The following is a 21006-nucleotide window of genomic DNA, read 5'->3' as shown; positions in this document are numbered from 1 at the left end:
TTTAATGTTAAGACGACCTGAAGGGGCTTTCTTAGGCCCCTACGGTCATATCGAGAAGATTTTTTACATATCCATGTTCGGCTATCTTTCTGACCCAGAATAAAATGTTACTTAAGCTTCTTCTTCTTTCTCCATCCAATGTTGATCGTCGTTTGTCCAGTCTGCGAGACATTCTGTAGGTGCAATCTTGAAGTCCTACAGTGAGATGTCGAGAAGATTTATGAGTATTTTTAAGAGTTTTCTCTGTGATATCGAGAGTATGAACTGAGTAACGCGCAGCTTAGGGGGGGCTTTAATGAGTAAGATGTTCACGTACATGTTTGCACTACTCATGTTTTCATTGCCGAGCTTTGCAATGGCTCAGCATAAGGGCATCAACTTTCAAGCGATGATCAAAAGGCCGGATGGGACTTTCCCTACAGCCAGCGGATTGACCGTGACTTTGCAGATTCTAGATCCCGTGTCGAATTGTGTTCTCAGAGAAGAAGAACACTCCGGTAAAAATGTTTCTAACGGATATTTGAATTTGGTTATCGGGGACGCAAGTGCCAGCACTCCTCTGGGAAAAAACCCAACACCTGTTTTGTCGATCTCTGAAGTGATGGATAATAAGGAACAAAGAACAGGTTTAAAGTGTGTTGATATTAATAATAATGTCATCTCCAGCAATCAGACCTATGTTCCCTCCAATGTGGATCGTCGTGTCTTGCGAGTGCGGTTAAATATCCAAGGTGATGATGTTGTCGCGGACTTCAATATGCGCGCAGTCGCCTTTGCGGTGAACTCCGAAATGTTGAATAGTAAAACCGATACGGATTTTGTGAATATCAACGATGCTAAAGGCGTAACCAAAGAAAACATCGAAAGCATTTTTGAAAGATTCACAAAGCTTGATTCGCTACTTAATAATACAAATGGAACGGGAACAAACTTAGGTATCAATATCACCGGGAATGCCGCCACCGCCACGAATGTCACGGGGACAGTGGGTATTGCCAACGGAGGAACGGGAGCTAGTTCTGTTGAGGACGCTCGCACCAATCTTGGCCTTGGCCCTTTGGCGACAATGGCTCCGACAGGAACAGCTAGCACTGCAACTTATCTTCGTGGCGACGGCGCGTGGGTTTCCGTTGGTGGTGGGGTCTCCAGTGTCGCGGGCAAAGGCGGAGATGTAACCCTAGAGGCAGCAGACATTTCGGATTTAAATGGAGCCGTTGACACTCGTATCACAAACCAAAAAGGACAAAATAACGGTCTGGCGACTCTAAATGCCTCAGGCAAGGTTCCAAGTGCTCAGCTATCTTTAACAAGTGCAGATGTCCCTGCTTTGGATGCTTCTAAAATCACAAGTGGAACCTTCTCGGATTCGATGATTTCAAGTTTATCTATCGATAAACTAACGAATGCAGCGATGAAGTACTTTAACTATAAACCTAACAACACCGCCTGTGCCGATAACGAAGTATTAAAATACGACTCGCTTCTAAATCTTGGAGCCGGTGGCTGGAAGTGTGCATCAGTCGTTGCGGGTGTATCTAGTGTCGCAGGAAAAACCGGTGCCGTGAGTTTGGATTCTACCAACATCACAGACTTCACAACCGCCGTTGACACTCGTATCACAAACCAAAAAGGACAAAATAACGGTCTGGCCACGTTAAATGCTTCCGGCAAAGTTCCAAGTACTCAGCTATCTTTGACAAGCACAGATGTTCCTTCATTGGATTGGAGTAAGGTCACAACAGGAAAACCTACGACACTCGGTGGATATGGCATTACCGATGCGGTAGTTAATGGCGGGAATACAGGAAAGATCACTTCGGGACTGGATGGTAGTAAGCCGGGCACTCCCGCAAGCGGAGAGATCTTTGTCGCGACGGATGTAAAGAAGATCTATCGCTGGAGTGGAAGTGCCTGGGATGTTTTATCAACAGGGACGGCAACGGGTACAATCACATCTTTAACTGGGGACGTGACCGCCGGTGGCACAGGTCCCGTTGCGGCAACGGTAGCACAAGTGGGTGGGGTCACGGCCGTGAATGTTGCCAGTGGAGCGAATGCCGCCAATGCCGCTACCAACGCCAATACGGTGAGCACAATCGTTAAAAGAGACGCCTCCGGCAATTTTAGTGCAGGCACAGTCACAGCAACGACTTTTGTGGGTAATCTAACGGGCTCGGCTTCAAACAATGTTTTAAAGTCTGGCGACACAATGACTGGAGCTTTGACAATAAATGCTGCCAACGAAGTTCGTTTCGCCGATACCGATTCATCCAATTACGTCGGATTTAAATCTGCAGGGACCGTCAGTGCCAATAAAATATGGACGTTACCAGCCGCCGATGGAACAGCAAACCAAGTGCTTAAGACAGATGGCGCAGGCAATTTAGGTTGGGCGACAGCATCGACGGGCTCGGTGACAAATGTGTCTTCCGCAAATACGGATATTAGTGTTGCCACAGGGGCGTCGACGCCTGTTTTAACTTTAAATTCGGGAACGGCGGGTGGCGCCGGTGACGCCAACAAGATCGCCAAACTTGATGCCAGTGGATTATTGTCGGTGAATATGATTCCTGCGCATGATGCGAGTAAAGTCACCTCAGGCACTTTGCCTGTGGCGCGAGGAGGTACGGGACTAGCATCCGGCACCAGCGGTGGTGTTCCCTATTATAGCAGTGCCACGACTATGGCTTCGACGGCAGCTCCGACAACAGCGGGGCAGGCTTTAAGATTTAACGGTACCCAGTGGGCACCTGGATTTATTGGAATGCAGGATTTAAGATCAACGGTGACGGGTTCTAATTTTTTTGCAAGCTCCTGTGGTCCCAGTCAGACCTTGACCTATAATTCCGTGGGCGACGTGATGAGTTGCGCGAGTATTGCCATCAGCAACACGCAAGTCAGTGGGCTTGGATCACTTGCCACAAAATCAAGTGTAGATTTATCTTCGACAGAAGCAACGGGAACATTAGCTCCGGCGAGAATGCCTGCTTTGTCTGGAGATGTGACGTCTTCTGTCGGCACCACGGCTCTGACTTTGGCGACGACAGGCACAGCTGGTACATATTATAAAGTGACTACCGATAGCAAAGGTCGTGTAACTTCTGGTGTGACGTCTTTGGCAGCGTCGGATGTCCCTTCGTTAGATTGGTCTAAGATCACAAGCGGAAAGCCAACGAGCCTGAGTGGCTATGGTATCGCTGATGCCGTGGCTAATGGCGGTGGGGTGCCCAGTTTGAAGGCCGGAGCTGATGCCTCTAAAGGGGCTGCCGGAACTGCAGGCCGACTTTATATTTCCAGTGATACTAAGAAAGTTTACTACGATACCGGTGCAGCCTGGATTATTGTAGGTACAACACTAGGTTCGGATATTTCAGGAGACATTAGTGGAAAAGCGGCTAACGTGACGGGAACCATTGCTGTTGCTAATGGGGGCACAGGGGCGACAACATTGGCCTTAAATAATGTCGTTCTAGGGAATGGGACAAGTGCTGTGCAAGTAGTAGCACCAGGAGCATCAGGGAATGTTCTAACCAGTAATGGTACAACATGGGTAAGCCAAGCTGCTTCCAGCGGAGGTCGTACAAGCTGTCCTGCGGGATTTACTTTGATTGGAACCAGCGGCAGTACAGAGGCTTTCTGTATTTCTTCAAGTCAAGAGACTAGTGCGACATGGGCAAATGCAAACATCCAATGCAGGAGTAAATCCCCCAAAGCGCGGTTATGTACGGCAAGTGAGTGGGCAGCAGCTTGTTTTGACGGCGCAGCTGGTCCCAACAATATGACAGGCCATTGGGAGTGGGTGGCCGATCTTGGTACCAGCACCAATGGGCAAGTAATGGGTGACTCGGGTTGTGATTCGTTTAACAACCTCTACGTAACTAATCCTGCCGGTTCCCGCTGCTGTTTCCGTTAATGTTTAGCTGTTAAAAGTTTTGAGAAGCGTTAAGTTCTTTAAAAATCAATTTGGCCAAGATAGGCCCGCAGAACAAAGCCCAAAGGTCACCCGATGGGCTCAATAAGACTATTTTCGTGCAGTATCAATCAGTTCAACTTCGCGAGGGAAGCAACTGCTATCAGTTTTTACCACAATCTCATAATTCGCTTTATAAATAGAGCCAGAAAAGACAAATCTGTCATCCGTGGCAGAAATCCAGTCCAGCTTTACTGTCGCGACCTCAGTGCCTTGAAAGCCAATTCGCTTTGCAGCGTTTTTTAAAATACTTTCGGCGAGGGCTTTGTTGGCAGCAAGGCACTCAGCTTCCGAGGCAGGTGTTCGGCCCGAGATCGGCTTCACATCCTTTGCAAAGGAAGAATAGCTAGACATTAGAATTGAAAATACAAGCAGTGATCTTTTCACAGAACCTCCTGGTTAATGATTAGTATTTTCAATCGGAAATACAATGTAGTTGTATTAGTTAGGCCCTACAAAATAATTGAAATGACCTAGAAGCACTTGCGCTCAAGAAAAGCAAAGCTGTCATCGGGACGATATTTTGCCTTAAGACTATTATAGTGATCGCAAGCACTCATATCATTCTCGTGACACTTCACCTTTGGGTCGGCTCCTAATTGAATCATTCGCTCAAGATAAGTCTTAAAGGCGTTGGATTCCCAAAAGATCTCCGGCTCCTGTTTTAACTTTCGAATCATGAATGAGAGTCCAGTTGAAAACTGCATTTCATCTGACGTCTCGGCAATGCATGTGTTTGCGGGAATTCCGATTTCAAACAGGCGAGCATAAAGAGCCGAACACCCCTGATAGAGGCCGGCATTCAGAATGTCACTTTGCGAGTATTGAGACGTTAGTTTTTGTAGATGCGCCCAGGTGAGAGACTGAATAGCTTCGCGTCGGCAGGCCCGCAACGCCTGAAGGCTGGTGAGCTTGCCGTCTGTTTCAGGTAGAAAGATTCGCTGAGAAATCCAACTGGAATAGCTATAGTCCTGATCGTGATAGCCCATAATGGGAAGAACTTCGTGCAGAACCAACTTTTGTTTGGCGTCTGCATTTAAGTCTTTCCATGACTTCTGGGAAATAACGATCGAGGGGGGATTGGTAAAGGGTCTGTTGATGGCCATCACTTCCTTGTCGTTCAGGTAAAGACTTGGAGCGCTGGTTGTGGCGATACTCATGCGAATTTTTTGAAGGTCTTGTCGGGTAAAGACGGTCGTATCTGAATAGTGAAGCTGCTCGGGAAAGAGGTCGATGATATGATCAAAGACGGCATAGAATTCAGCAACAACTCCATCCCCTCCGTTTGTTTCTTCCCCGCCGCGAGAATAACCAAGAGACGGCAAGACGAGAACAGTCGCGAAGAGTAGTGACACAAGATCTTTAAACACTTTTAAATCCTTCTTTAAAGAACGGGATATATAGCCATGGTAATATTGTAGACAGTATCGCCCTTGTCTTTTCTTTTTTCAGAAAGACGACCAATTCGAGTCCGGGCTGCCTGCATGATCTGTGAAATTTTGCAAAGATCGTCTTTATTTAGGGCGACAGTGAGTGTTGTGTTCTCTCGTTGAGAAAAAGGCACCTCATCAATGGCATTCATGGCGAGTTCGAGGTATTTTTTCTGAATCTCTTTGCGTTTCTCTGAGGTGGTTGGGATCTTGATGGTTGTAGATCCGAATCCCACTTTTGTGAGTTCATTATCGGCATTCATTTTTATGAGTTTTAAATGCAGCAACTGCTGAATAGCTTGATCGAGAGCCTGTTGGGAGACGTGATTTTTATTAAGAAACTCAGGCAAGTTCTGGCTTGTTGCATGAGCTCTTAGAGACTCTAAGATAATAGGATAATACCATTCAAAGAAATTCTCAAAGATGCCATCGTCGATAGGGTTGAATGACTTGCTTTTTTGCTCTTTCTTTTGCTCTTCTTTGGATGCTTGAAAGGCATCAAGAAGTTCACGTTGCTCGTCGCTATTCAGGCGCAACTTCGCGGCAAAGCGCTCAACGCTTTCGCGCGAAGGAAGTCCCTGGCCTTTTAGAATTCTTCCCAGCGTTGTCGCATCTATTTCAAGTAAACGTGCAAATGATCGCAGAGAAAAACGCGCATTCTTGTGTTTTCTTTTTTTGAACTCATTGTTGAGGAAAATCTGCACATTCATATACTATGTTCTAACAAAAACGTTCCGGCATTCCATATGTTATCTATCAAGTGCAAACAGAAACTGTAGGTAAAAGTACCTGCAACACACTTTGGAGAGCTAACTACCAATTTTTAATAGAAGCGTCAATACACTCACATAAGTTTATTTCGGGAAATACGGAACCTCAATAATCACACGGATGCCTTTCAGTGCGCCCATTGCAGCGGCAAGCGATCTTATTCCGGTGATATTCTTTCCTTTTGATCCAAGAAGTTGCCCGATGGATTCTCTTGGAACACTGATATTGAACACAGTGGTGTTAGGTCCAACCCAGTAGTTGACTTGAATTTGTTCGGGTGTGCTTGTGATGCCTCTCACAGTATGCTCAATATACTTCCGAAGATCTTCACGGATTGGACATGGCTCTTGTGCTTGCGCATCTTTTGCAGAAATCTCCTCCTGAGGAGTATTCTGCACTGTTGTCTTTCGTACTCTCGTGATGATCGGTTTGCTCTTTGTCTCTACGTCAGTCATGACTTACCTCATATCTCGAGTGTGCCGCGATTCTGTTGGAAGACAAAGAGGAGCAAGACTCAAATATGTGGCTTTTAACAATATCCCTACGGATATTGAGATGAATGGGGAAATGCGAATAAATTTTTATTTATCACATCATGCAGAGACCTCCGTGGGGTTGGACATGAAGGTCTCGTGGATAGGGTCGTCTACTCTTTCATACAACTGATGGAAATGGAGCTTTCTGGCATCATGATGTTGCCGCCCTTCATGCTGACTGTTTCGAAGTGACCTGAAGAGTTAAAAGTGCCTTTTGCCTGTAGGGTCGTAGAATCTCTTAAATCAATAGTTGAAAAGACAGAGAGCGTCTCTTTGTGAATATTTACTTTGAAGAGGGCGGTCTTGGATTGGCCTTCAAACAAAATATAGTCTTCCGACTCTTGTGCTTTTAAGGCAATAGATCGAGGGACATCGCTGGATTTGATATTGAATTCAACGCCAACACACTGGATTTGGCTTGATGAGGCAGCCATAGCTGGTCCTGCGAAAACGATGGGAAGTAGGCTGTAAGCGATCATTTTGAAAATCTTCATATTGACTCCTGGTTTAGTATTTTCTTAGCGCATAATCTCTTTAAAGATCTCACATGCGATGTTCATTCCAGTCCGTGATACATATAAATTGGTTTTGATCGTATAGTAGGTGTTTAAACACTTTGCAAAGTGCCGTCTTTGAAGGCCTTTCGAAGTGTAGGTTTTAAAATTCAACCTACACTAATGCATTTGCCGATTGCGGATCGACAATAAAAGACTCGGTCCTAACGATGATCTTAAACAAAGCAGCTTGAGGCCTGAGACCGTTGGTTTTCAGAAGCTTCGTTCTCGACATACAATGACTGTCATGCTGATAGCGCTCTCGGCTTTTCTTTTTTTGTCGGCCCAAGCGACAGAACTTCGTTTGAACGAAGCTCTGCAAAAAGCCACTATGAATTCGCCAAAGATTCAAAGGGCGCAGTCGCAGTATCGTGAAAGTCTTTGGAAAACAAAAGAATCCTATTCAGGCTTTCTGCCGACACTGTCTGCCCAAGCCAGTTATCTTTTCGATAAGAGATATGTGTTCATGGACGTGAATTTAGGGGGGGCTCCTCTTTCGATTCCGCAAATCACACCGACAACAAACTTGTATCTCACGGCGCAGTGGTCCTTGTTTGATGGTTTTTCCAGTATGAATCGTTATCGAAGCACAGAGTCTTTTGAAGTCTCCGCAAAAGCCGATCAGGACTGGGTGACGTTTCAGCTTGAGCGCGAAGTGACCCTTCTATTTTTTAAGGTGGTCGCAGCCAAAGAACTCAACGACGTGGCGGTGCAAAACTTGCGAGCTTTACAAGATCATCTGAAAAATGTTCGGTTGCTAAAAAAGGTCGGGGCCTCGACTCACTATGATGTCCTACGAGTGGAGGTTCAGCTCAGTGAGGCGCAGACCGAGTTTTTAAATGCCGCTGACAATGTGGAACTGTCACGCGCACGATTGAGTGAAGCTTTGGGTGAAGATGAGAATATTTCGGGTGTGAGTGGAGGGCTTCCGCAGTTAAAAACGGAATGGGTCCGTGATCTGAAGAGCTATGAAAAAGCAGAGCGGAAGGACTTGGTGGCCTTGCAAAAAAAGTCCGAGGGTTTTCAGTACCAGGAGGATGCCGCAGAAAGATACTGGGTCCCGCGGGTTTCTCTCTTTGGTCAATATCAGTACTACAACAATCGCAATGATCGTTTTGATGACTACGATAATTTTCGAGATGCCTATAACTATGGAATTATGCTGACCTGGAATATTTTTGACGGAATGACCTCCATCGCAAAATCCAAACAAAGCATCGAGCAAAGATATCAGGCAGACAGGACTCTTCGTCAGTCGGAATTGAAAGCAAAAAGGGATCTAGAATTTTGGCAGAAGAAGTATCTCTATTATTGTGCCGTCTATGATTCACGTTTAAATGACATTATAAAATCAGAAGAAAGTGTCCGTCTTGCTGAAGAGGGGCTTAAGGCAGGGGCGCGAACCAATACGGATGTTTTAGATGCAGAGGCGGAGCTTTATCGGGCTAAAGCCGGAGCCGTGAATGCGAAAATGGGTGCTATCGAAGCGATCTTAAATCTAGAACTCAGTACGGGGAAAAAACTTGCGCAATGGGAGTAGAGCTTTAACGAAGGATCTGCGCAAAAGAGGAGCTGGCGAAAATCACAGGCTTTTGAGTTTTCGCGGAGGCAATCTTCAAATAGCTGCTGAGGAGCAACGCTAAGAAAATAAAAAACCAATTACTGGGAGAGAGGTACAAAAGCATACATCGTCCATTAAGCCTTACGGCTTTTAAGATATCCTAAATAGTATTCGATACCGCTGGTTATACTCAAAATGACGCTAACCCACAAGACTCCGTAGCCAATTTTGTCCAAATACGGGAGATAAGGGTCCATATTTCCAATAATTACAATGGGGATAGCGATCATCTGCATGGCCGTCTTCCATTTTCCCGCGGGTTTGGCTGCAATAATGATTTGATCTGCCGCGGCAACGGAGCGGATGCCCCCGATAAAGTTATCCCGGGCTAGGATGATGATCACCATCCAGGCGTCGATCTTTCCTTGCGCTAGAAGCATTGCCAAGACACTAGTGACTAGGATTTTGTCGGCGATGGGGTCCATGAATTTTCCGAAATTACTAACGGCGTTGTATTTTCTTGCGTAATACCCGTCATAGTAATCTGTGATTGAGGCTAAAATGAAACAGATCGCGGCAACAATATTCCACGTCAGTGTATCTGGCCACATGAGTGCCACAATAACGGGCACCATAAAGATGCGACTGAGTGTGATGCGCATGGCGAGTTTTTTTTGAAATTCCGTGGCCGTCATTTTCGTCCTTTTAGTTGCTTCAACGTACCAGTTTAGTCTAGAAATAATCAATGTTTATTCATCGCCACAAAGTGCAGTTTTATGAAACCGACCTGATGGGTATAGTTCACCATAGCAACTATTTGCGTTTTTACGAAGAAGCGCGGGTAGCCTGGGCCCATGGTAAAGGGCTGATTGACTATCAAACGCCGGGATCGGCAAGTCATTTCGCGGTTTATGAAACTCACGTAAAGCATATGAAACCGACCTTTTTCGGAGATGATCTCGAGATTGAGGTGCAGGGAAAAACGGAAGGCAATCGCATCATTTTTCAATATCGACTGCGAGGGCGCGGTGGAGAGATTTGTTCGGTGGCAAAAACGGTGCATGTGGCGTTAGGACCTGATTTAAAATTATTAAGACTTCCGGCTGATATGAAAGCCGCCATGGAGAGTGAAAAATGGATAGAAACCTGGCTTTAGAATTTGTGCGTGTAACGGAAGCGGCGGCGTTGGCGTCTGCTCGTTGGATGGGTCGTGGAGATGAAAAGGCGGCGGATGCGGCGGCCGTTGATGCGATGAGAAAGGCTTTCGACTCTGTTCGTATGGACGGAACTGTCGTGATCGGCGAAGGCGAGCGTGATGAAGCTCCTATGTTATATATCGGCGAAAAAGTGGGAACAAAAGCGGAAGATGCTCCCCCTCTGGATATCGCTTTAGATCCACTCGAAGGCACCACCATTTGTGCGACTGGCGGAGTTGGCGCGATCTCTGTGATCGCGGTTGCAGAAAAAGGAAAGTTTTTGCATGCGCCAGACACCTACATGGATAAAATTGCTTGTGGTCCAGAAGCTCGCGGTAAGATTGATATCGATAAATCCGCGACTGAAAATATTCATGCGGTGGCTGAGGCTTTGCGTAAGCCTGTTAGCGATCTGACCGTCGTGATTTTGAATCGCCCTCGTCATGAATCATTGATTACAGAGGCCCGTAAGACAGGCGCACGCATTCACCTTATTGGTGATGGAGACGTTTCCGCAGCCGTGGCGGCAGCTTGGCCGGATTCAGGGATTGATTTGTTAATCGGCGTTGGTGGGGCTCCTGAAGGAGTGATCTCGGCAGCGGCAATGCAGTGTTTGGGCGGAGACTTCCAAGGTCGCTTGAAATTTAGAAACGAAGAAGAAATCGAGCGCGCCAAACGCATGGGTATTGCCAACCCTGAAAAGAAATTTACGATGGACGAGTTGGCGACGGGTTCCGTGATGTTTATCGCAACGGGTGTAACGGATGGGGCTTTGTTGAAGGGTGTCCGTTTCATGGCTGATGGAAAAGCAAAAACCCATTCTTTGGTGATGAGATCTGCCACCGGCACGATTCGCACCATCGAAGCTCATCATGATTTAACAAGAAAGCCTAAAGGTTAGTTCGGAAGGTGCCTGTCTCCCAGGTGCCTAATGGAAGGGATCATGGAAACGAAGCTCATTTGTTTTAACTGCAACAAAGAATTGACCTTTGCTGGCCTGATCGGACGGCGAGAGGAGTGTCCTCATTGTCGTTCGGATGTGCATGTGTGTAAGAACTGTGAGCACTATGATCCTAAGGTTTATAACGAATGTCGTGAAACGGCGGCAGACGTGGTTCGTGAAAAAGATCGTGCGAACTTCTGTGACTATTTCACTCCTCGCAAGGGGGGCGCCGGGGCGGTTGATAAGGCGGCGGCCCTTCGTGCGGCGGCAGAAGCGCTATTTAAAAAACCTCAATAATTTGAAACATAATACTTCAATGGTCTAGGCCTGCGTTGACTCAGTGTTTATGAAAAGACACACTAAAAGCCTATGGCAAAAGCATCAACGACCGAAGTTTTTAACTGCACACCGGAACAGTTTTTTAAAATCATTTCTGACTACGAAAAATATCATGAGTTTCTTGCTGAAGTGAAACAATGCAAAGTTCTTAAAAGCGAAGGCAATCGTAAGCTCGTTGAATATCATGTTCAGGTGATGAAATCCTTTAAATATTCTTTGTGGATGACGGAAACGGCTTCGCAAAGCATTACCTGGGAGTTTGCTTCCGGAGATATCTTTAAGACCTCTGTAGGCTCTTGGAAACTTGAAAACGAAGCGGGAAAAACCAGAGCCACTTATACGGTGGAAGCGACTTTCAATATGTTTGTTCCCGGGCCTATTGCAAATGCCTTGGTCAGTGTGAATCTTCCGAATATGATTAGCAGTTACCAAAAGAGAGTGAAGCAGCTCTATGGCGTCTGACGACAGTCACAAAAAAGATGATAAAGAGCACCTCAGTGGAGACCTTAAAGGACTTCTCGGTGATACTGTAAAAAAAGTTTTTACGGCCGGGGTTAGTGCGGCTTTTATGACGGAAGAAAATCTTCGCGCCTATGTGTCGGAGTTAAAACTTCCGAAGGAAGCCTTGAATTTGTTAATTCAGGGTGCGAATAAATCCAAGGATGAAATGACCCAACGAGTGACAAAAGAAATTGTCGGCATCATCCAAAAGATTGATTTCGTCAAAGAGGCCTCTAAGTTTGCGGAAACGCACAAATTTAAAATCACCGCTGAAATCGATATCGTCAAAAAAGACCCCACAAAACCAGACTAAGGGCGATCTCAAGTTGAGACGTCTTGTGACCGAAAAGAAAGACATGGAACAAGAGATTCTAAGTCTTATTTCGGTCATTCTTTTTTGTGGTTGCTGCCATCAGTTTATCAAATCTGTGTTGGCTCCCATTCCTCTGTTGTCGACGGAAAGACCCTATGCTCGGCCGGCGATGCAGCTTGGCAAGTTCTATAAGTCCGCAGCATGGGGAACCATGACGGGCGTGTTTTTGGTGGGATTGGTGATTTCTTTCCATCAAGTCTTTACGGCTCTCTAATATTTCTTTCCTCAGTTTACGTTGCGCTTTGTTTATGGCAGCCTTCTTGGTGGAGGTTGTTATGAGCGCATTTTCCACAGTCAATCCCGCGACCGGCGAAGTTCTAAAAAGTTATCGATATGTTTCTTGGGAAGAGGCTGAACTGGCGCTAAGGTCCGCTCATCACGACTTTCAAATCTGGCGAAAAACCTCTCATCAGGAGCGTTCTCAGATTCTTCATCACTTGGCGCGGGTGTTGAGAGAGCATAAAACCGAGTTTGCACAAATCATGAATCAGGAAATGGGGAAACTTCTTTCGGAAGGAAAGGCCGAGGTCGAAAAGTGTGCGGTGACCTGTGAGTACTATGCCAAAGAAGCTCCAGGAATGTTGCGCAATCAAGAAGTCACCTCGTCGCCCTACGCGTTAGCTGAAGTCAGCTTTCAACCTCTGGGGGTCCTCTTTAGCATCATGCCGTGGAACTTTCCTCTGTGGCAGACCATTCGTTTTGCGGCTCCGGCGATTATGGCGGGGAATGTGGTTATTTTAAAACATGCCGATCTGACGGCGGGGACGGCAGAGCTGATTGGGAAAGTTTTTTCTGTATTAACTTCGAAGGTTCGTCTTTTGCGTAATGTGCATGTCAATCACGAGGTGGCAGCCCAGATTATTGCCGATCCTCATGTGCAAGGTGTGACGTTCACGGGAAGCAGTCGGGGTGGTCGCGCGGTGGCCATGGAGGCGGCAAAGAATCTCAAAAAGATCGTGTTAGAACTCGGCGGGAGTGATGCGTATTTAGTTTTGCCGGATGCCGATGTTGAGTTGGCGGCGAAGACTTGCGTGAAAGCGCGTCTAGTCAATGCCGGACAAAGCTGTGTGGCAGGGAAAAGATTTATCGTTCATCAAGACGTCTCGAAAGATTTTATCGTAAAATATGTGCAGGAAATGCAAGGGGCCGAGTTAGCTCCTTTGGCGAGCAAACGATTTCAGGATCAAATCATTGAGCAAGTTGAAAAGTTGAAGTCCCTAGGAGGAAAAGTGATCTTGGGTGGGACGGCTCCTCAAGGGGGAGGCGCGTTCTATCCTGCGACCGTGGTGGTTTTTGAAAAGAGTCACCCTGACCTTCACCGGGAGGAGATCTTTGGGCCTGTGGCTTCGATTTTCATTGTGAAGAGTGCCGAAGAGGCCTTTGAGTTGGCGAACTCCTCGCCCTATGGTTTGGGGGGCGCGATCTTTACGAAGGATATTAAAAAAGGCAAAGAGTTAGTGGAAAAAGAGTTGCAGGCAGGATTTGTCGTGGTCAATGATCAAGTGAAGTCAGATCCACATCTTCCTTTTGGCGGCGTTAAAGAGTCCGGGTATGGGCGTGAGTTGGGTCACTTTGGAATTTTGGAATTTGTGAATATTAAAACGGTGGCAGTTGCGGGAGACATTTCGTGAATTTATCGAGAGTAAAGCAGGATCTGGATCATCACGTTTGGAAGTTGATTAAGCTTCATTCATTGCAGAACAAAAGAATTTTAGTGGCTGTTTCTGGTGGGACGGATTCAGTGGCCTTGCTTCGGGTTCTTTCGAAAATTCACAAAAAAGATCGTCTCGGGGCGTGCTATTTTCATCACGGCGAAGACTCCAATCAGGAGTACCGCAAAGAAGCCCAGGTGTTTTGTGAAAAACTGTGCGCCAAGTTGGGGGTGCAATTTTACCCGCTGCAGTCTCACGCATTGGCAAAATCGGAGGCGGAGTACCGAGAGTATCGCTACGAAGCTATGATGCGTCTAAAACAAGAAGAAGGGTTCGACTACATCGCAACAGGGCATCATCGTGACGATCTTTTAGAGACGCGACTGTTGCGTCTGATTCGGGGAACCGGGGCGCAGGGTTTTCATGCAATGTTGGTGTTGAAAGAGGGGTTGTTTCGTCCTCTTTTGGAAGTGTCGAAAAGAGAACTTAAAAAATATCTTCGAGAAGAGAAAATCCGCGTATTTGAAGATCCCTCGAATGAGTCTTTGGACCCTTTGCGTAATTGGTTGCGCCAAGAGTGGCTGAAAGCTCTAGAGCGTCGTTCGCGAGGAGCGACGGCGGCATTAGCGCGTTCTTTGGAGACCATAGCGCAAGAAATCGAGAATCGCCCCTGGGGAGATCTCTTGAGTCAAAATGAGGCTTATAAGACACAGGGCCTTTCTCGAGGTTTTTATCTCACCTTAAGTCCTTTTGAGCAGAAAAGAATGTTGGCGCAGTATCTTTTTTCCCTCGGGAAAAAGGATTTTTCGCAGTCTCATCTTGAAGAAATTCAAAAGCGCCTGGACAAGTCGCAAAAAGTGATCACATTTAAAGTCGCTGGATGTTACTGGGAAGTTAACGCGGAGCAAATCAAGGTCCAGTCCTGAATTGAGAGGGACCTTCAAGCTATGCGAAGTTTCTTTTTTTGAGATAGTATCCATGCTACCCTTGAGGGTGACTTGACCTTCGAATGAAAGGAACTGAAATGCGATCTACTCAGAAAACGCTGGCTCTCTGGTTTTTCCTGATCATCATGGCTGTTTTTCTATTTCAAGCCTATGAGAGTAAGCACCAAAGAATGATTTCTGACTTGAACTACTCCAAGTTCACTGAGGCGGTAAAAGCCGGTGAAGTTGCGACTGTGACCTTCCGTCAGGATAGCAGTGAAGTGATCGGGGAAATGAAACCCGAGTTTGAAAAGAAATATAACGGAACTCACTTTGTGATCGTGGGAAACACTCAAGATGAGGGGTATAAATTCCTTCAGCAGCACGGCATTACGCCAAACTATGAACGCGCTGATAACGGTGGTTTCTTTCAGACATTTATCGTGAATTGGTTGCCTTTGATTTTAATCGTGGCGATGTTCTTGTTTATTATGCGCCAGGTTCAAGTGGGTGGCGGTAAAGCCATGTCATTTGGCAAAAGCCGAGCTCGTCTTCTGACGGAGCATAAAAATCGCGTGACCTTCAAAGAGGTTGCTGGCGTCGATGAGGCGAAAGAAGATCTGCAAGAGATCGTGAGTTTCCTGAAAGATCCTAAAAAATATACGAAATTAGGTGGACGCATTCCTAAAGGGGTTCTTTTAGTGGGCCCTCCGGGAACAGGTAAGACATTACTGGCTCGCGCGGTGGCGGGGGAAGCTGGTGTGCCCTTCTTTACAATTTCTGGTTCTGACTTCGTGGAAATGTTCGTGGGTGTAGGGGCCAGTCGCGTTCGTGATCTTTTTGAACAGGGTAAGAAAAATGCTCCTTGTTTGATCTTTATCGATGAGATTGATGCTGTCGGTCGCCATCGTGGTGCCGGAATGGGCGGTGGTCATGATGAACGTGAGCAAACTCTGAATCAGTTGCTTGTGGAAATGGATGGATTTGAATCTTCAGAAGGTGTGATCTTGATCGCTGCGACCAACCGTCCTGACGTTCTGGATCCAGCACTTCTTCGTCCAGGTCGTTTCGATCGTCGCGTGGTGGTTAATAAGCCGGACTTGAAAGGCCGCGAGCAGATTTTGGCCGTTCATATGCGCAAGACGCCATTGGGTCCTGATGTGGATGCATCTAAGATCGCGCGGGGAACTCCAGGCTTTTCGGGCGCGGATCTTGAGAATCTTGTGAATGAAGCGGCTTTAGTTGCTGCTCGCACGGATAAGAAATATCTTGAGATGGAAGACTTTGAAAAAGCCAAAGACAAAGTCATCATGGGTTCTGAAAGAAGATCCATGGTTATTTCGGATGAAGATAAAAAAGTAACGGCTTATCACGAGGCGGGACACACGCTGGTGGGTAAAAAACTTGTCGGCTTGGATCCTATCCATAAGGTGACAATCATTCCTCGGGGCATGGCCTTGGGGGTGACTCAAACCTTGCCGGAAAAAGAAAGTGTCTCTTTGTCTAAGAACAAAGCTGAAAACATGATTGCCTTCTTGTTCGGCGGACGTGCTGCGGAAGAAGTGATTTTTAAAGATATTACGACGGGCGCTGGAAACGACATTGAGCGCGCCACAGACATCGCTCGCCGCATGGTGTGTGAATGGGGCATGAGTAAGCTCGGTCCTTTGGCCTTTGAAAAACGCAGTGGAGAAGTCTTCTTGGGGATGCAGTATGGTCACCAAGGTCATAAAGATTACTCTGAAGCGAAGGCGGAAGAAATCGACGTGGAAGTGTCTAAGATCATCAATGAAGGTTACACTCTCGCAGTGAAAATCTTGACGGACTACAAGGATGCTTTAGAGAGATTGGCGTTGGCTCTTCTGGAATATGAAACCATCGACGGTCATGAAGTTGAAATGTTGGTAAACGGTGCTGCTGTGACGGAGATCGAAAAGTATCGTAACAGCAAAAAAGACGGTGGTTTGGGAGTTGCGGTTGCCACGAAGAAAGATTCCTCTGGGGATCCCGTGGGCAATACAGGGCCGGTGACGATTTAATAATTAACGAGGCATCTTGATGTTGCAGCAGTTTGTCGACAACTTGTTTTTCATCGTACAGCATCTGCGCGTGCAGGATGCGATCGACATGCTTCTGGTTTGGATGGTGGTCTATCGTATTTTGGTTCTTATCAAAAGAACCGGCACCATCCAAATGCTCTCTGGTCTTGGGGTTCTGGCTATTGGGTATATTCTCAGTATTTGGTTGGAACTCTTTACCTTTAATTGGATTCTTGAAAAATTCTTCTCAAATTTATTTGTGATTGTGGTGGTGCTGTTCCAAGGCGAGATTCGTCGAGCTTTGGCACATATCGGAAGCAATCCTTTCTTTAATGACGCTTCCACGGTCCAAGAAACTCAAGTCATCGAAGAGATCGCCAAAGGAATTATTCTCACGGCTCAAAAGGGCTTCGGCGCCTTGGTGGTGGTTGAACGCGAAATTGTGATTGATTACCACATCGAATTTGGAACGGAGATGGAGTCCAAAGTTTCTGCGGAACTTCTTGCCTCGATCTTCCATCCTGAAAGCCCCATGCATGATGGGGCTGTTTTGATTCGTAACGGAAAGATTCATTCTGCGGGATGTTTCTTGCCGCTTAGTAAAAATCCAGCTTTGGATAAAAATCTTGGGACACGCCATCGCGCGGCCATTGGTTTGACAGAAGAAACCGATGCTTTGGTTTTTGTCGTATCTGAAGAAAATAAATCTATCGGTATTGTGCAGGGGGGACACTTCAGCCCCAACGTGGAATTAGGTGATATCCGTAAGGCCCTCTATGAGACCTTTGGTCTCAAATACAAAGCCTTCTCTCAGCAAGGGGAGGTGTTATGAAGCGGCGCTGGTCAGGAATCGTGACCGAAAATTTCAGTTATAAAGTGGTGGCGTTGTTCATCTCTCTTATCTTGTGGTTGACCATTCTCGGGCGTCGCGACTTTGTTCTTAGTAAGAATATCGACATTGATTTGGTGACGGCGCCGGGGACGCAGATTGTGGCGCAAACGACCGATCATATTAAAGTGAAGGTTTCAGGTCCCCGCTCTTCCTTGAAAAAGTTTTTAGAAAGCTCACTGTCGCAGAGTATCACGCTTGATATTTCACAAAAAGGTGAAGGCGTTGTTTATGTCGACATTCCTTTAAATAAGATTGAGGTCCCCATCGGTGTAAGGATTCTGGGGGTTCGCCCGAATCAGATTCAGGTGGAAGTTGTAAAAGCGAAAGGTGCGACCCATGACGAACAAAAAGGTAACTAAAGTGGAAAAAAAGACGACCAAACTTTTTGGTACAGATGGGATTCGAGGCACCGCGAATCAGTGGCCGATGACTCCAGAAACCGTGGTGAAAATTGGACAAGCCATTGGTTATCTTTTGCAAAAGGAAATGCAGGGGACGGCAGGTCACTCACGAAAAGTCGTTATTGGAAAAGACACGCGTCTATCGGGTTATATGATTGAGCAGGCTTTGGCCAGTGGCTTGAATTCGATGGGTATCTTTGTTCAGTTGGTGGGTCCTCTTCCGACTCCAGGAATCGGCTATTTGACTCGAACAATGCGGGCTGCGGCCGGGATTGTTATTTCAGCCTCTCATAATCCCTTCCATGATAACGGTATTAAAGTGTTTGGTCCGGATGGCTTTAAAATCTCAGAAGCCATGGAAAAAGAAATTGAGCGTCTGGTTTTGGTAGAAGACCTGATGCAGCTTTTACCGCCAAGCAAGGACATAGGACGAACTCGTCGTATTGAAGACTCTCAAGGTCGGTATATCGTTTATGTCAAAGGGACTTTCCCTTTGGAGTACACCTTGGACGGTATGCGCATTGTCTTAGATACCGCGAACGGAGCCTCCTATAAGGTGGCCCCTTCTGTATTCCAAGAACTGGGTGCGGAAGTGATTCAACTTGGTGATGAGCCCAATGGAATTAATATTAACGACAAGGTGGGGGCGCTGTATCCTCAAAAGCTTTCCGAAGCGGTGATTCAATATCGCGCAGACGTGGGCATCAGTTTGGATGGGGATGCGGACCGCGTGATCATGGTCGACGAAAAAGGTGAAGTGGTGAATGGAGATCGCATTTTGGCGATCTGCGCTTTGCATATGAAAGAGCGCGGCCTTCTCAAGGGAGACACTCTTGTGGCGACTCAGATGTCCAACTTCGGCCTTGAAAAACGCATGAATGAAGCCGGAATCAAGGTTATCAAAACGGGCGTTGGGGATAAGTACGTCGTCGATGAGATGAGAAAAAATGGTTACAATTTAGGTGGTGAACAGTCTGGCCATATCATCTTTTTGGATCACACCACCACAGGGGATGGCTGTATTGCCGCACTCAGTGTTTTGGCGGTGATGAAGCAAACGGGCAAAAAAATGAGCGAGCTCAATCACGTCTTTGAAGACGTACCGCAGATTTTAATTAACTGCCGCGTGAAACGCCGTACGGAGCTGCATGAGCTTGCGGGTTATAATGATCTGATTTGCAGTATTGAAAAGAAGCTTAATGGCGATGGCCGCGTGTTTGTGCGATTCTCAGGAACGGAGCCGGTGATTCGAGTTCTTGTTGAGGGGCCAGATAAAACGCAGATCAGTCAGTTTGCAGAAGAAATCGCATCTTTCTTGGAAAAAGAGTTATCATAATATGAAACATAAAATTCGTCTTGGTGTAAACGTGGATCACGTGGCAACGCTTCGTCAGGTTCGCGGCGGCACCACTTCTTATCCTAGTCTTGTTGATATGGTAAAAAAATCCGTGAAGGGTGGGGCTGAGCAGATCACCATTCACTTGCGAGAAGATCGCCGGCATATCCAGTTGGAAGACTTAAAGCTTCTCTCGAAGTCTTGTCCTGTGCCTTTGAATTTGGAAATGGCAGCGACTCCTCAGATGGTGAGTTATGCCAAGAAATACCGTCCTGATTGGGTTTGTTTTGTTCCCGAAAAAAGAGCTGAATTAACGACCGAGGGTGGTTTAGACGTCAAGAAGGGCTTTAAGAAAATGGCCCCCATGGTAGAGAAACTTCAAAGAATCGGTATTGAGATCTCTATGTTTATCGAACCCTCCTTAGAGCAAGTTGAAGCGTCTTATGAAGTTGGTGCTGATGCGATTGAGCTTCACACAGGAAAATGGGTTTTGTTAACTGGGTCAAAAAAAGAAAAAGAATGGTCGCGCCTGGTGGAGGCTGCAGAGTGGGCGAACTACCTCGGCCTTAATGTGCATGCAGGACATGGACTGGATTATCATCATTCCAAATTAATTAATAAACTTCCTTATCTTCAGGAAGTAAATATTGGACATTCTTTGATTTGTTATGCTTTGGAAGAGGGGCTTGAATCCTCTGTTCGTAAAATGCGAAAGATTTTAAAGTAATGGCAACGATCCTGAACTCTGAAAGAACAGTGAGGAATCTCATTGAGCTCAAAGAGTTCTGGACTGAATTTTTGCCTCACCTCAATGAACGCTGTATTCTTCTGATGAGCGGGGAGGTCGGGGCTGGAAAAACCACCTCCGTACAAATGATCGCAGAAACTTTAGGGATGAAAGACGTTCAGTCGCCCTCGTTTGCAATCCATCTTCGTTATGAAAATGCCCAAGGTAAAACGTTAGACCATGTAGATCTGTATCGCCTTAAAGACGATGATGATCTGGAAAGTTCTGGTTTTTGGGATTTATTCGCGCAGAAAAAGTCCCTGGTCGTTATCGAATGGGCCAATCGATTGGACTTTGATTACTTGCCGCTGAATTGGCAAAGAGTCGAAGTGAAGTTCGAAAAAACGTCGTCTGAAGAGCGTAAGATCTCTTGCCGTCTTATTTAATCTGGATATAGTGGTTCGAGGAGACGGTATGAAAATACTTGTTATTGATGATGAGCAGGATCTTCGTATGTTGGTGACCTACTTTTTGCAAAAAGAAGGTTATCAAGTGGAGACTGCGGAAAATGGCCTTGAGGGGTTTGAAAAAACCAAATCGTGGCATCCCGATTTGATCGTGAGCGATGTGCAAATGCCCGTTTGCAATGGACATGGTTTGTTATCGCGTCTTGAAGCGTTGGCTCCTCCTCCTGTGCCAGTTCTTTTTATGTCCGGTTATCCCGGTAAAGAGAATGTCGACTATTCCCAAACAAAGAATTTGAAAGGCTTTTTAGCCAAACCGTTTACGCCAAAAGAGCTTCTCGATACAGTGGCCTCTGTATTTAAAGGTACGCCATATTCTCCGAAAACGATTTGAA

At 46.3% G+C, this 21006-nt stretch carries 23 protein-coding genes; 17 read left to right on the top strand and 6 right to left on the bottom strand.

The window, feature by feature from the left end; genetic code table 11:
* Positions 1-295: 295 nt before the first annotated feature.
* The gene (locus ACM64D_RS01970; protein WP_415061505.1) at positions 296-3913 is read left to right on the top strand and encodes a beta strand repeat-containing protein; all 3618 of its coding nucleotides are present in this window, start codon (positions 296-298) and stop codon (positions 3911-3913) included.
* A gap of 108 nt (positions 3914-4021) precedes the next feature.
* Here ACM64D_RS01970 and ACM64D_RS01965 read toward each other — a convergent pair whose 3' ends face one another.
* The 5 genes from ACM64D_RS01965 to ACM64D_RS01945 all read right to left on the bottom strand — a co-directional run bounded on the left by ACM64D_RS01965 (position 4022) and on the right by ACM64D_RS01945 (position 7201).
* Positions 4022-4357: a hypothetical protein gene (locus tag ACM64D_RS01965; protein ID WP_415061504.1), complete on the bottom strand. Its 336-nt coding sequence runs from the start codon at positions 4355-4357 to the stop codon at positions 4022-4024.
* A gap of 86 nt (positions 4358-4443) precedes the next feature.
* Positions 4444-5325 carry a hypothetical protein gene (locus tag ACM64D_RS01960; protein WP_415061503.1) on the bottom strand — a complete coding sequence of 294 codons (882 nt, stop codon included), beginning with the start codon at positions 5323-5325 and terminating at the stop codon, positions 4444-4446.
* Between the two features lie 29 nt (positions 5326-5354).
* Positions 5355-6110 carry a TIGR02147 family protein gene (locus ACM64D_RS01955; RefSeq protein WP_415061502.1) on the bottom strand — a complete coding sequence of 252 codons (756 nt, stop codon included), beginning with the start codon at positions 6108-6110 and terminating at the stop codon, positions 5355-5357.
* Between the two features lie 144 nt (positions 6111-6254).
* Entirely contained in the window at positions 6255-6626 is a 372-nt protein-coding gene (locus ACM64D_RS01950) for a KH domain-containing protein (protein ID WP_415061501.1), read from the bottom strand.
* A gap of 191 nt (positions 6627-6817) precedes the next feature.
* Entirely contained in the window at positions 6818-7201 is a 384-nt protein-coding gene (locus ACM64D_RS01945; RefSeq protein WP_415061500.1) for a hypothetical protein, read from the bottom strand.
* 307 nt (positions 7202-7508) lie between these two features.
* Here ACM64D_RS01945 and ACM64D_RS01940 point away from each other — a divergent pair, with 307 nt between their 5' ends.
* The gene (locus ACM64D_RS01940) at positions 7509-8801 is read left to right on the top strand and encodes a TolC family protein (protein ID WP_415061499.1); all 1293 of its coding nucleotides are present in this window, start codon (positions 7509-7511) and stop codon (positions 8799-8801) included.
* Positions 8802-8956: 155 nt separating this feature from the next.
* On the opposite strand, the gene pgsA is transcribed toward ACM64D_RS01940, so the two are convergent.
* Positions 8957-9517 carry a CDP-diacylglycerol--glycerol-3-phosphate 3-phosphatidyltransferase gene (gene pgsA, locus ACM64D_RS01935; RefSeq protein WP_415061498.1) on the bottom strand — a complete coding sequence of 187 codons (561 nt, stop codon included), beginning with the start codon at positions 9515-9517 and terminating at the stop codon, positions 8957-8959.
* A 50-nt stretch (positions 9518-9567) separates the two neighbouring features.
* Here pgsA and ACM64D_RS01930 point away from each other — a divergent pair, with 50 nt between their 5' ends.
* The 15 genes from ACM64D_RS01930 (at position 9568) to ACM64D_RS01860 (ending at position 21005) form a co-directional block, all read left to right on the top strand.
* Positions 9568-9978 carry an acyl-CoA thioesterase gene (locus tag ACM64D_RS01930; RefSeq protein ID WP_415061497.1) on the top strand — a complete coding sequence of 137 codons (411 nt, stop codon included), beginning with the start codon at positions 9568-9570 and terminating at the stop codon, positions 9976-9978.
* Positions 9957-10919: a class II fructose-bisphosphatase gene (glpX, locus tag ACM64D_RS01925; protein ID WP_415061496.1), complete on the top strand. Its 963-nt coding sequence runs from the start codon at positions 9957-9959 to the stop codon at positions 10917-10919. Before ACM64D_RS01930 ends, glpX begins: the two co-directional genes overlap by 22 nt.
* Before the next feature lie 42 nt (positions 10920-10961).
* Entirely contained in the window at positions 10962-11258 is a 297-nt protein-coding gene (locus ACM64D_RS01920) for a hypothetical protein (RefSeq protein WP_415061495.1), read from the top strand.
* Positions 11259-11330: 72 nt separating this feature from the next.
* A complete protein-coding gene (locus ACM64D_RS01915; RefSeq protein ID WP_415061494.1) occupies positions 11331-11762 on the top strand; it encodes a type II toxin-antitoxin system RatA family toxin in 432 nt (143 codons plus the stop codon).
* Complete coding sequence (locus tag ACM64D_RS01910; protein ID WP_415061493.1) at positions 11752-12114, top strand: hypothetical protein; 363 nt, start codon at positions 11752-11754, stop codon at positions 12112-12114. The genes ACM64D_RS01915 and ACM64D_RS01910 overlap by 11 nt, the downstream gene beginning before the upstream one ends.
* Positions 12115-12127: 13 nt before the next feature.
* Entirely contained in the window at positions 12128-12388 is a 261-nt protein-coding gene (locus tag ACM64D_RS01905) for a hypothetical protein (RefSeq protein WP_415061492.1), read from the top strand.
* Between the two features lie 61 nt (positions 12389-12449).
* A complete protein-coding gene (locus ACM64D_RS01900; protein WP_415061491.1) occupies positions 12450-13805 on the top strand; it encodes an NAD-dependent succinate-semialdehyde dehydrogenase in 1356 nt (451 codons plus the stop codon).
* The gene (gene tilS / locus ACM64D_RS01895) at positions 13802-14752 is read left to right on the top strand and encodes a tRNA lysidine(34) synthetase TilS (protein ID WP_415061490.1); all 951 of its coding nucleotides are present in this window, start codon (positions 13802-13804) and stop codon (positions 14750-14752) included. Before ACM64D_RS01900 ends, tilS begins: the two co-directional genes overlap by 4 nt.
* A 98-nt stretch (positions 14753-14850) precedes the next feature.
* Complete coding sequence (gene ftsH / locus ACM64D_RS01890) at positions 14851-16791, top strand: ATP-dependent zinc metalloprotease FtsH (RefSeq protein ID WP_415061489.1); 1941 nt, start codon at positions 14851-14853, stop codon at positions 16789-16791.
* A gap of 19 nt (positions 16792-16810) precedes the next feature.
* On the top strand, positions 16811-17623 hold the full coding sequence (gene cdaA / locus ACM64D_RS01885) for a diadenylate cyclase CdaA (RefSeq protein ID WP_415061488.1): 813 nt from the start codon (positions 16811-16813) through the stop codon (positions 17621-17623).
* The gene (locus ACM64D_RS01880; RefSeq protein ID WP_415061487.1) at positions 17620-18042 is read left to right on the top strand and encodes a hypothetical protein; all 423 of its coding nucleotides are present in this window, start codon (positions 17620-17622) and stop codon (positions 18040-18042) included. The genes cdaA and ACM64D_RS01880 overlap by 4 nt, the downstream gene beginning before the upstream one ends.
* A complete protein-coding gene (glmM, locus tag ACM64D_RS01875; RefSeq protein ID WP_415061486.1) occupies positions 18020-19420 on the top strand; it encodes a phosphoglucosamine mutase in 1401 nt (466 codons plus the stop codon). The genes ACM64D_RS01880 and glmM overlap by 23 nt, the downstream gene beginning before the upstream one ends.
* 1 nt (position 19421) lies before the next feature.
* Positions 19422-20147 (top strand): pyridoxine 5'-phosphate synthase, encoded by a 726-nt coding sequence (locus ACM64D_RS01870; RefSeq protein WP_415061485.1) that lies wholly within the window; start codon positions 19422-19424, stop codon positions 20145-20147.
* Positions 20147-20593, top strand: coding sequence for a tRNA (adenosine(37)-N6)-threonylcarbamoyltransferase complex ATPase subunit type 1 TsaE (gene tsaE / locus ACM64D_RS01865; RefSeq protein WP_415061484.1), 447 nt, complete (start codon positions 20147-20149; stop codon positions 20591-20593). Before ACM64D_RS01870 ends, tsaE begins: the two co-directional genes overlap by 1 nt.
* Positions 20594-20621: 28 nt before the next feature.
* Positions 20622-21005 carry a response regulator gene (locus ACM64D_RS01860; protein WP_415061483.1) on the top strand — a complete coding sequence of 128 codons (384 nt, stop codon included), beginning with the start codon at positions 20622-20624 and terminating at the stop codon, positions 21003-21005.
* Position 21006: the final 1 nt, after the last annotated feature.

The organism is Bdellovibrio sp., from assembly GCF_047637665.1.
GTDB lineage: Bacteria > Bdellovibrionota > Bdellovibrionia > Bdellovibrionales > Bdellovibrionaceae > Bdellovibrio.
Note: the sequence above shows the minus strand (reverse complement) of the source record. Positions and strands in the feature narration are given on the sequence as shown.

Excerpts from the sequence above, each read along its gene's own strand:
- ACM64D_RS01940 (WP_415061499.1), top strand. The coding sequence starts at position 7,509 with ATGCTGATAGCGCTCTCGGCTTTTCTTTTTTTGTCGGCCCAAGCGACA.
- ACM64D_RS01900 (WP_415061491.1), top strand. The coding sequence starts at position 12,450 with ATGAGCGCATTTTCCACAGTCAATCCCGCGACCGGCGAAGTTCTAAAA.
- ACM64D_RS01860 (WP_415061483.1), top strand. The coding sequence starts at position 20,622 with ATGAAAATACTTGTTATTGATGATGAGCAGGATCTTCGTATGTTGGTG.
- cdaA (WP_415061488.1), top strand. The coding sequence starts at position 16,811 with ATGTTGCAGCAGTTTGTCGACAACTTGTTTTTCATCGTACAGCATCTG.
- pgsA (WP_415061498.1), bottom strand. The coding sequence starts at position 9,517 with ATGACGGCCACGGAATTTCAAAAAAAACTCGCCATGCGCATCACACTC.
- ACM64D_RS01945 (WP_415061500.1), bottom strand. The coding sequence starts at position 7,201 with ATGAAGATTTTCAAAATGATCGCTTACAGCCTACTTCCCATCGTTTTC.
- ACM64D_RS01955 (WP_415061502.1), bottom strand. The coding sequence starts at position 6,110 with ATGAATGTGCAGATTTTCCTCAACAATGAGTTCAAAAAAAGAAAACAC.
- ACM64D_RS01880 (WP_415061487.1), top strand. The coding sequence starts at position 17,620 with ATGAAGCGGCGCTGGTCAGGAATCGTGACCGAAAATTTCAGTTATAAA.
- ACM64D_RS01870 (WP_415061485.1), top strand. The coding sequence starts at position 19,422 with ATGAAACATAAAATTCGTCTTGGTGTAAACGTGGATCACGTGGCAACG.
- tsaE (WP_415061484.1), top strand. The coding sequence starts at position 20,147 with ATGGCAACGATCCTGAACTCTGAAAGAACAGTGAGGAATCTCATTGAG.
- ACM64D_RS01910 (WP_415061493.1), top strand. The coding sequence starts at position 11,752 with ATGGCGTCTGACGACAGTCACAAAAAAGATGATAAAGAGCACCTCAGT.
- glpX (WP_415061496.1), top strand. The coding sequence starts at position 9,957 with ATGGATAGAAACCTGGCTTTAGAATTTGTGCGTGTAACGGAAGCGGCG.
- ACM64D_RS01950 (WP_415061501.1), bottom strand. The coding sequence starts at position 6,626 with ATGACTGACGTAGAGACAAAGAGCAAACCGATCATCACGAGAGTACGA.
- ACM64D_RS01920 (WP_415061495.1), top strand. The coding sequence starts at position 10,962 with ATGGAAACGAAGCTCATTTGTTTTAACTGCAACAAAGAATTGACCTTT.
- ACM64D_RS01930 (WP_415061497.1), top strand. The coding sequence starts at position 9,568 with ATGTTTATTCATCGCCACAAAGTGCAGTTTTATGAAACCGACCTGATG.
- ftsH (WP_415061489.1), top strand. The coding sequence starts at position 14,851 with ATGCGATCTACTCAGAAAACGCTGGCTCTCTGGTTTTTCCTGATCATC.
- glmM (WP_415061486.1), top strand. The coding sequence starts at position 18,020 with ATGACGAACAAAAAGGTAACTAAAGTGGAAAAAAAGACGACCAAACTT.
- ACM64D_RS01970 (WP_415061505.1), top strand. The coding sequence starts at position 296 with ATGAGTAAGATGTTCACGTACATGTTTGCACTACTCATGTTTTCATTG.
- ACM64D_RS01915 (WP_415061494.1), top strand. The coding sequence starts at position 11,331 with ATGGCAAAAGCATCAACGACCGAAGTTTTTAACTGCACACCGGAACAG.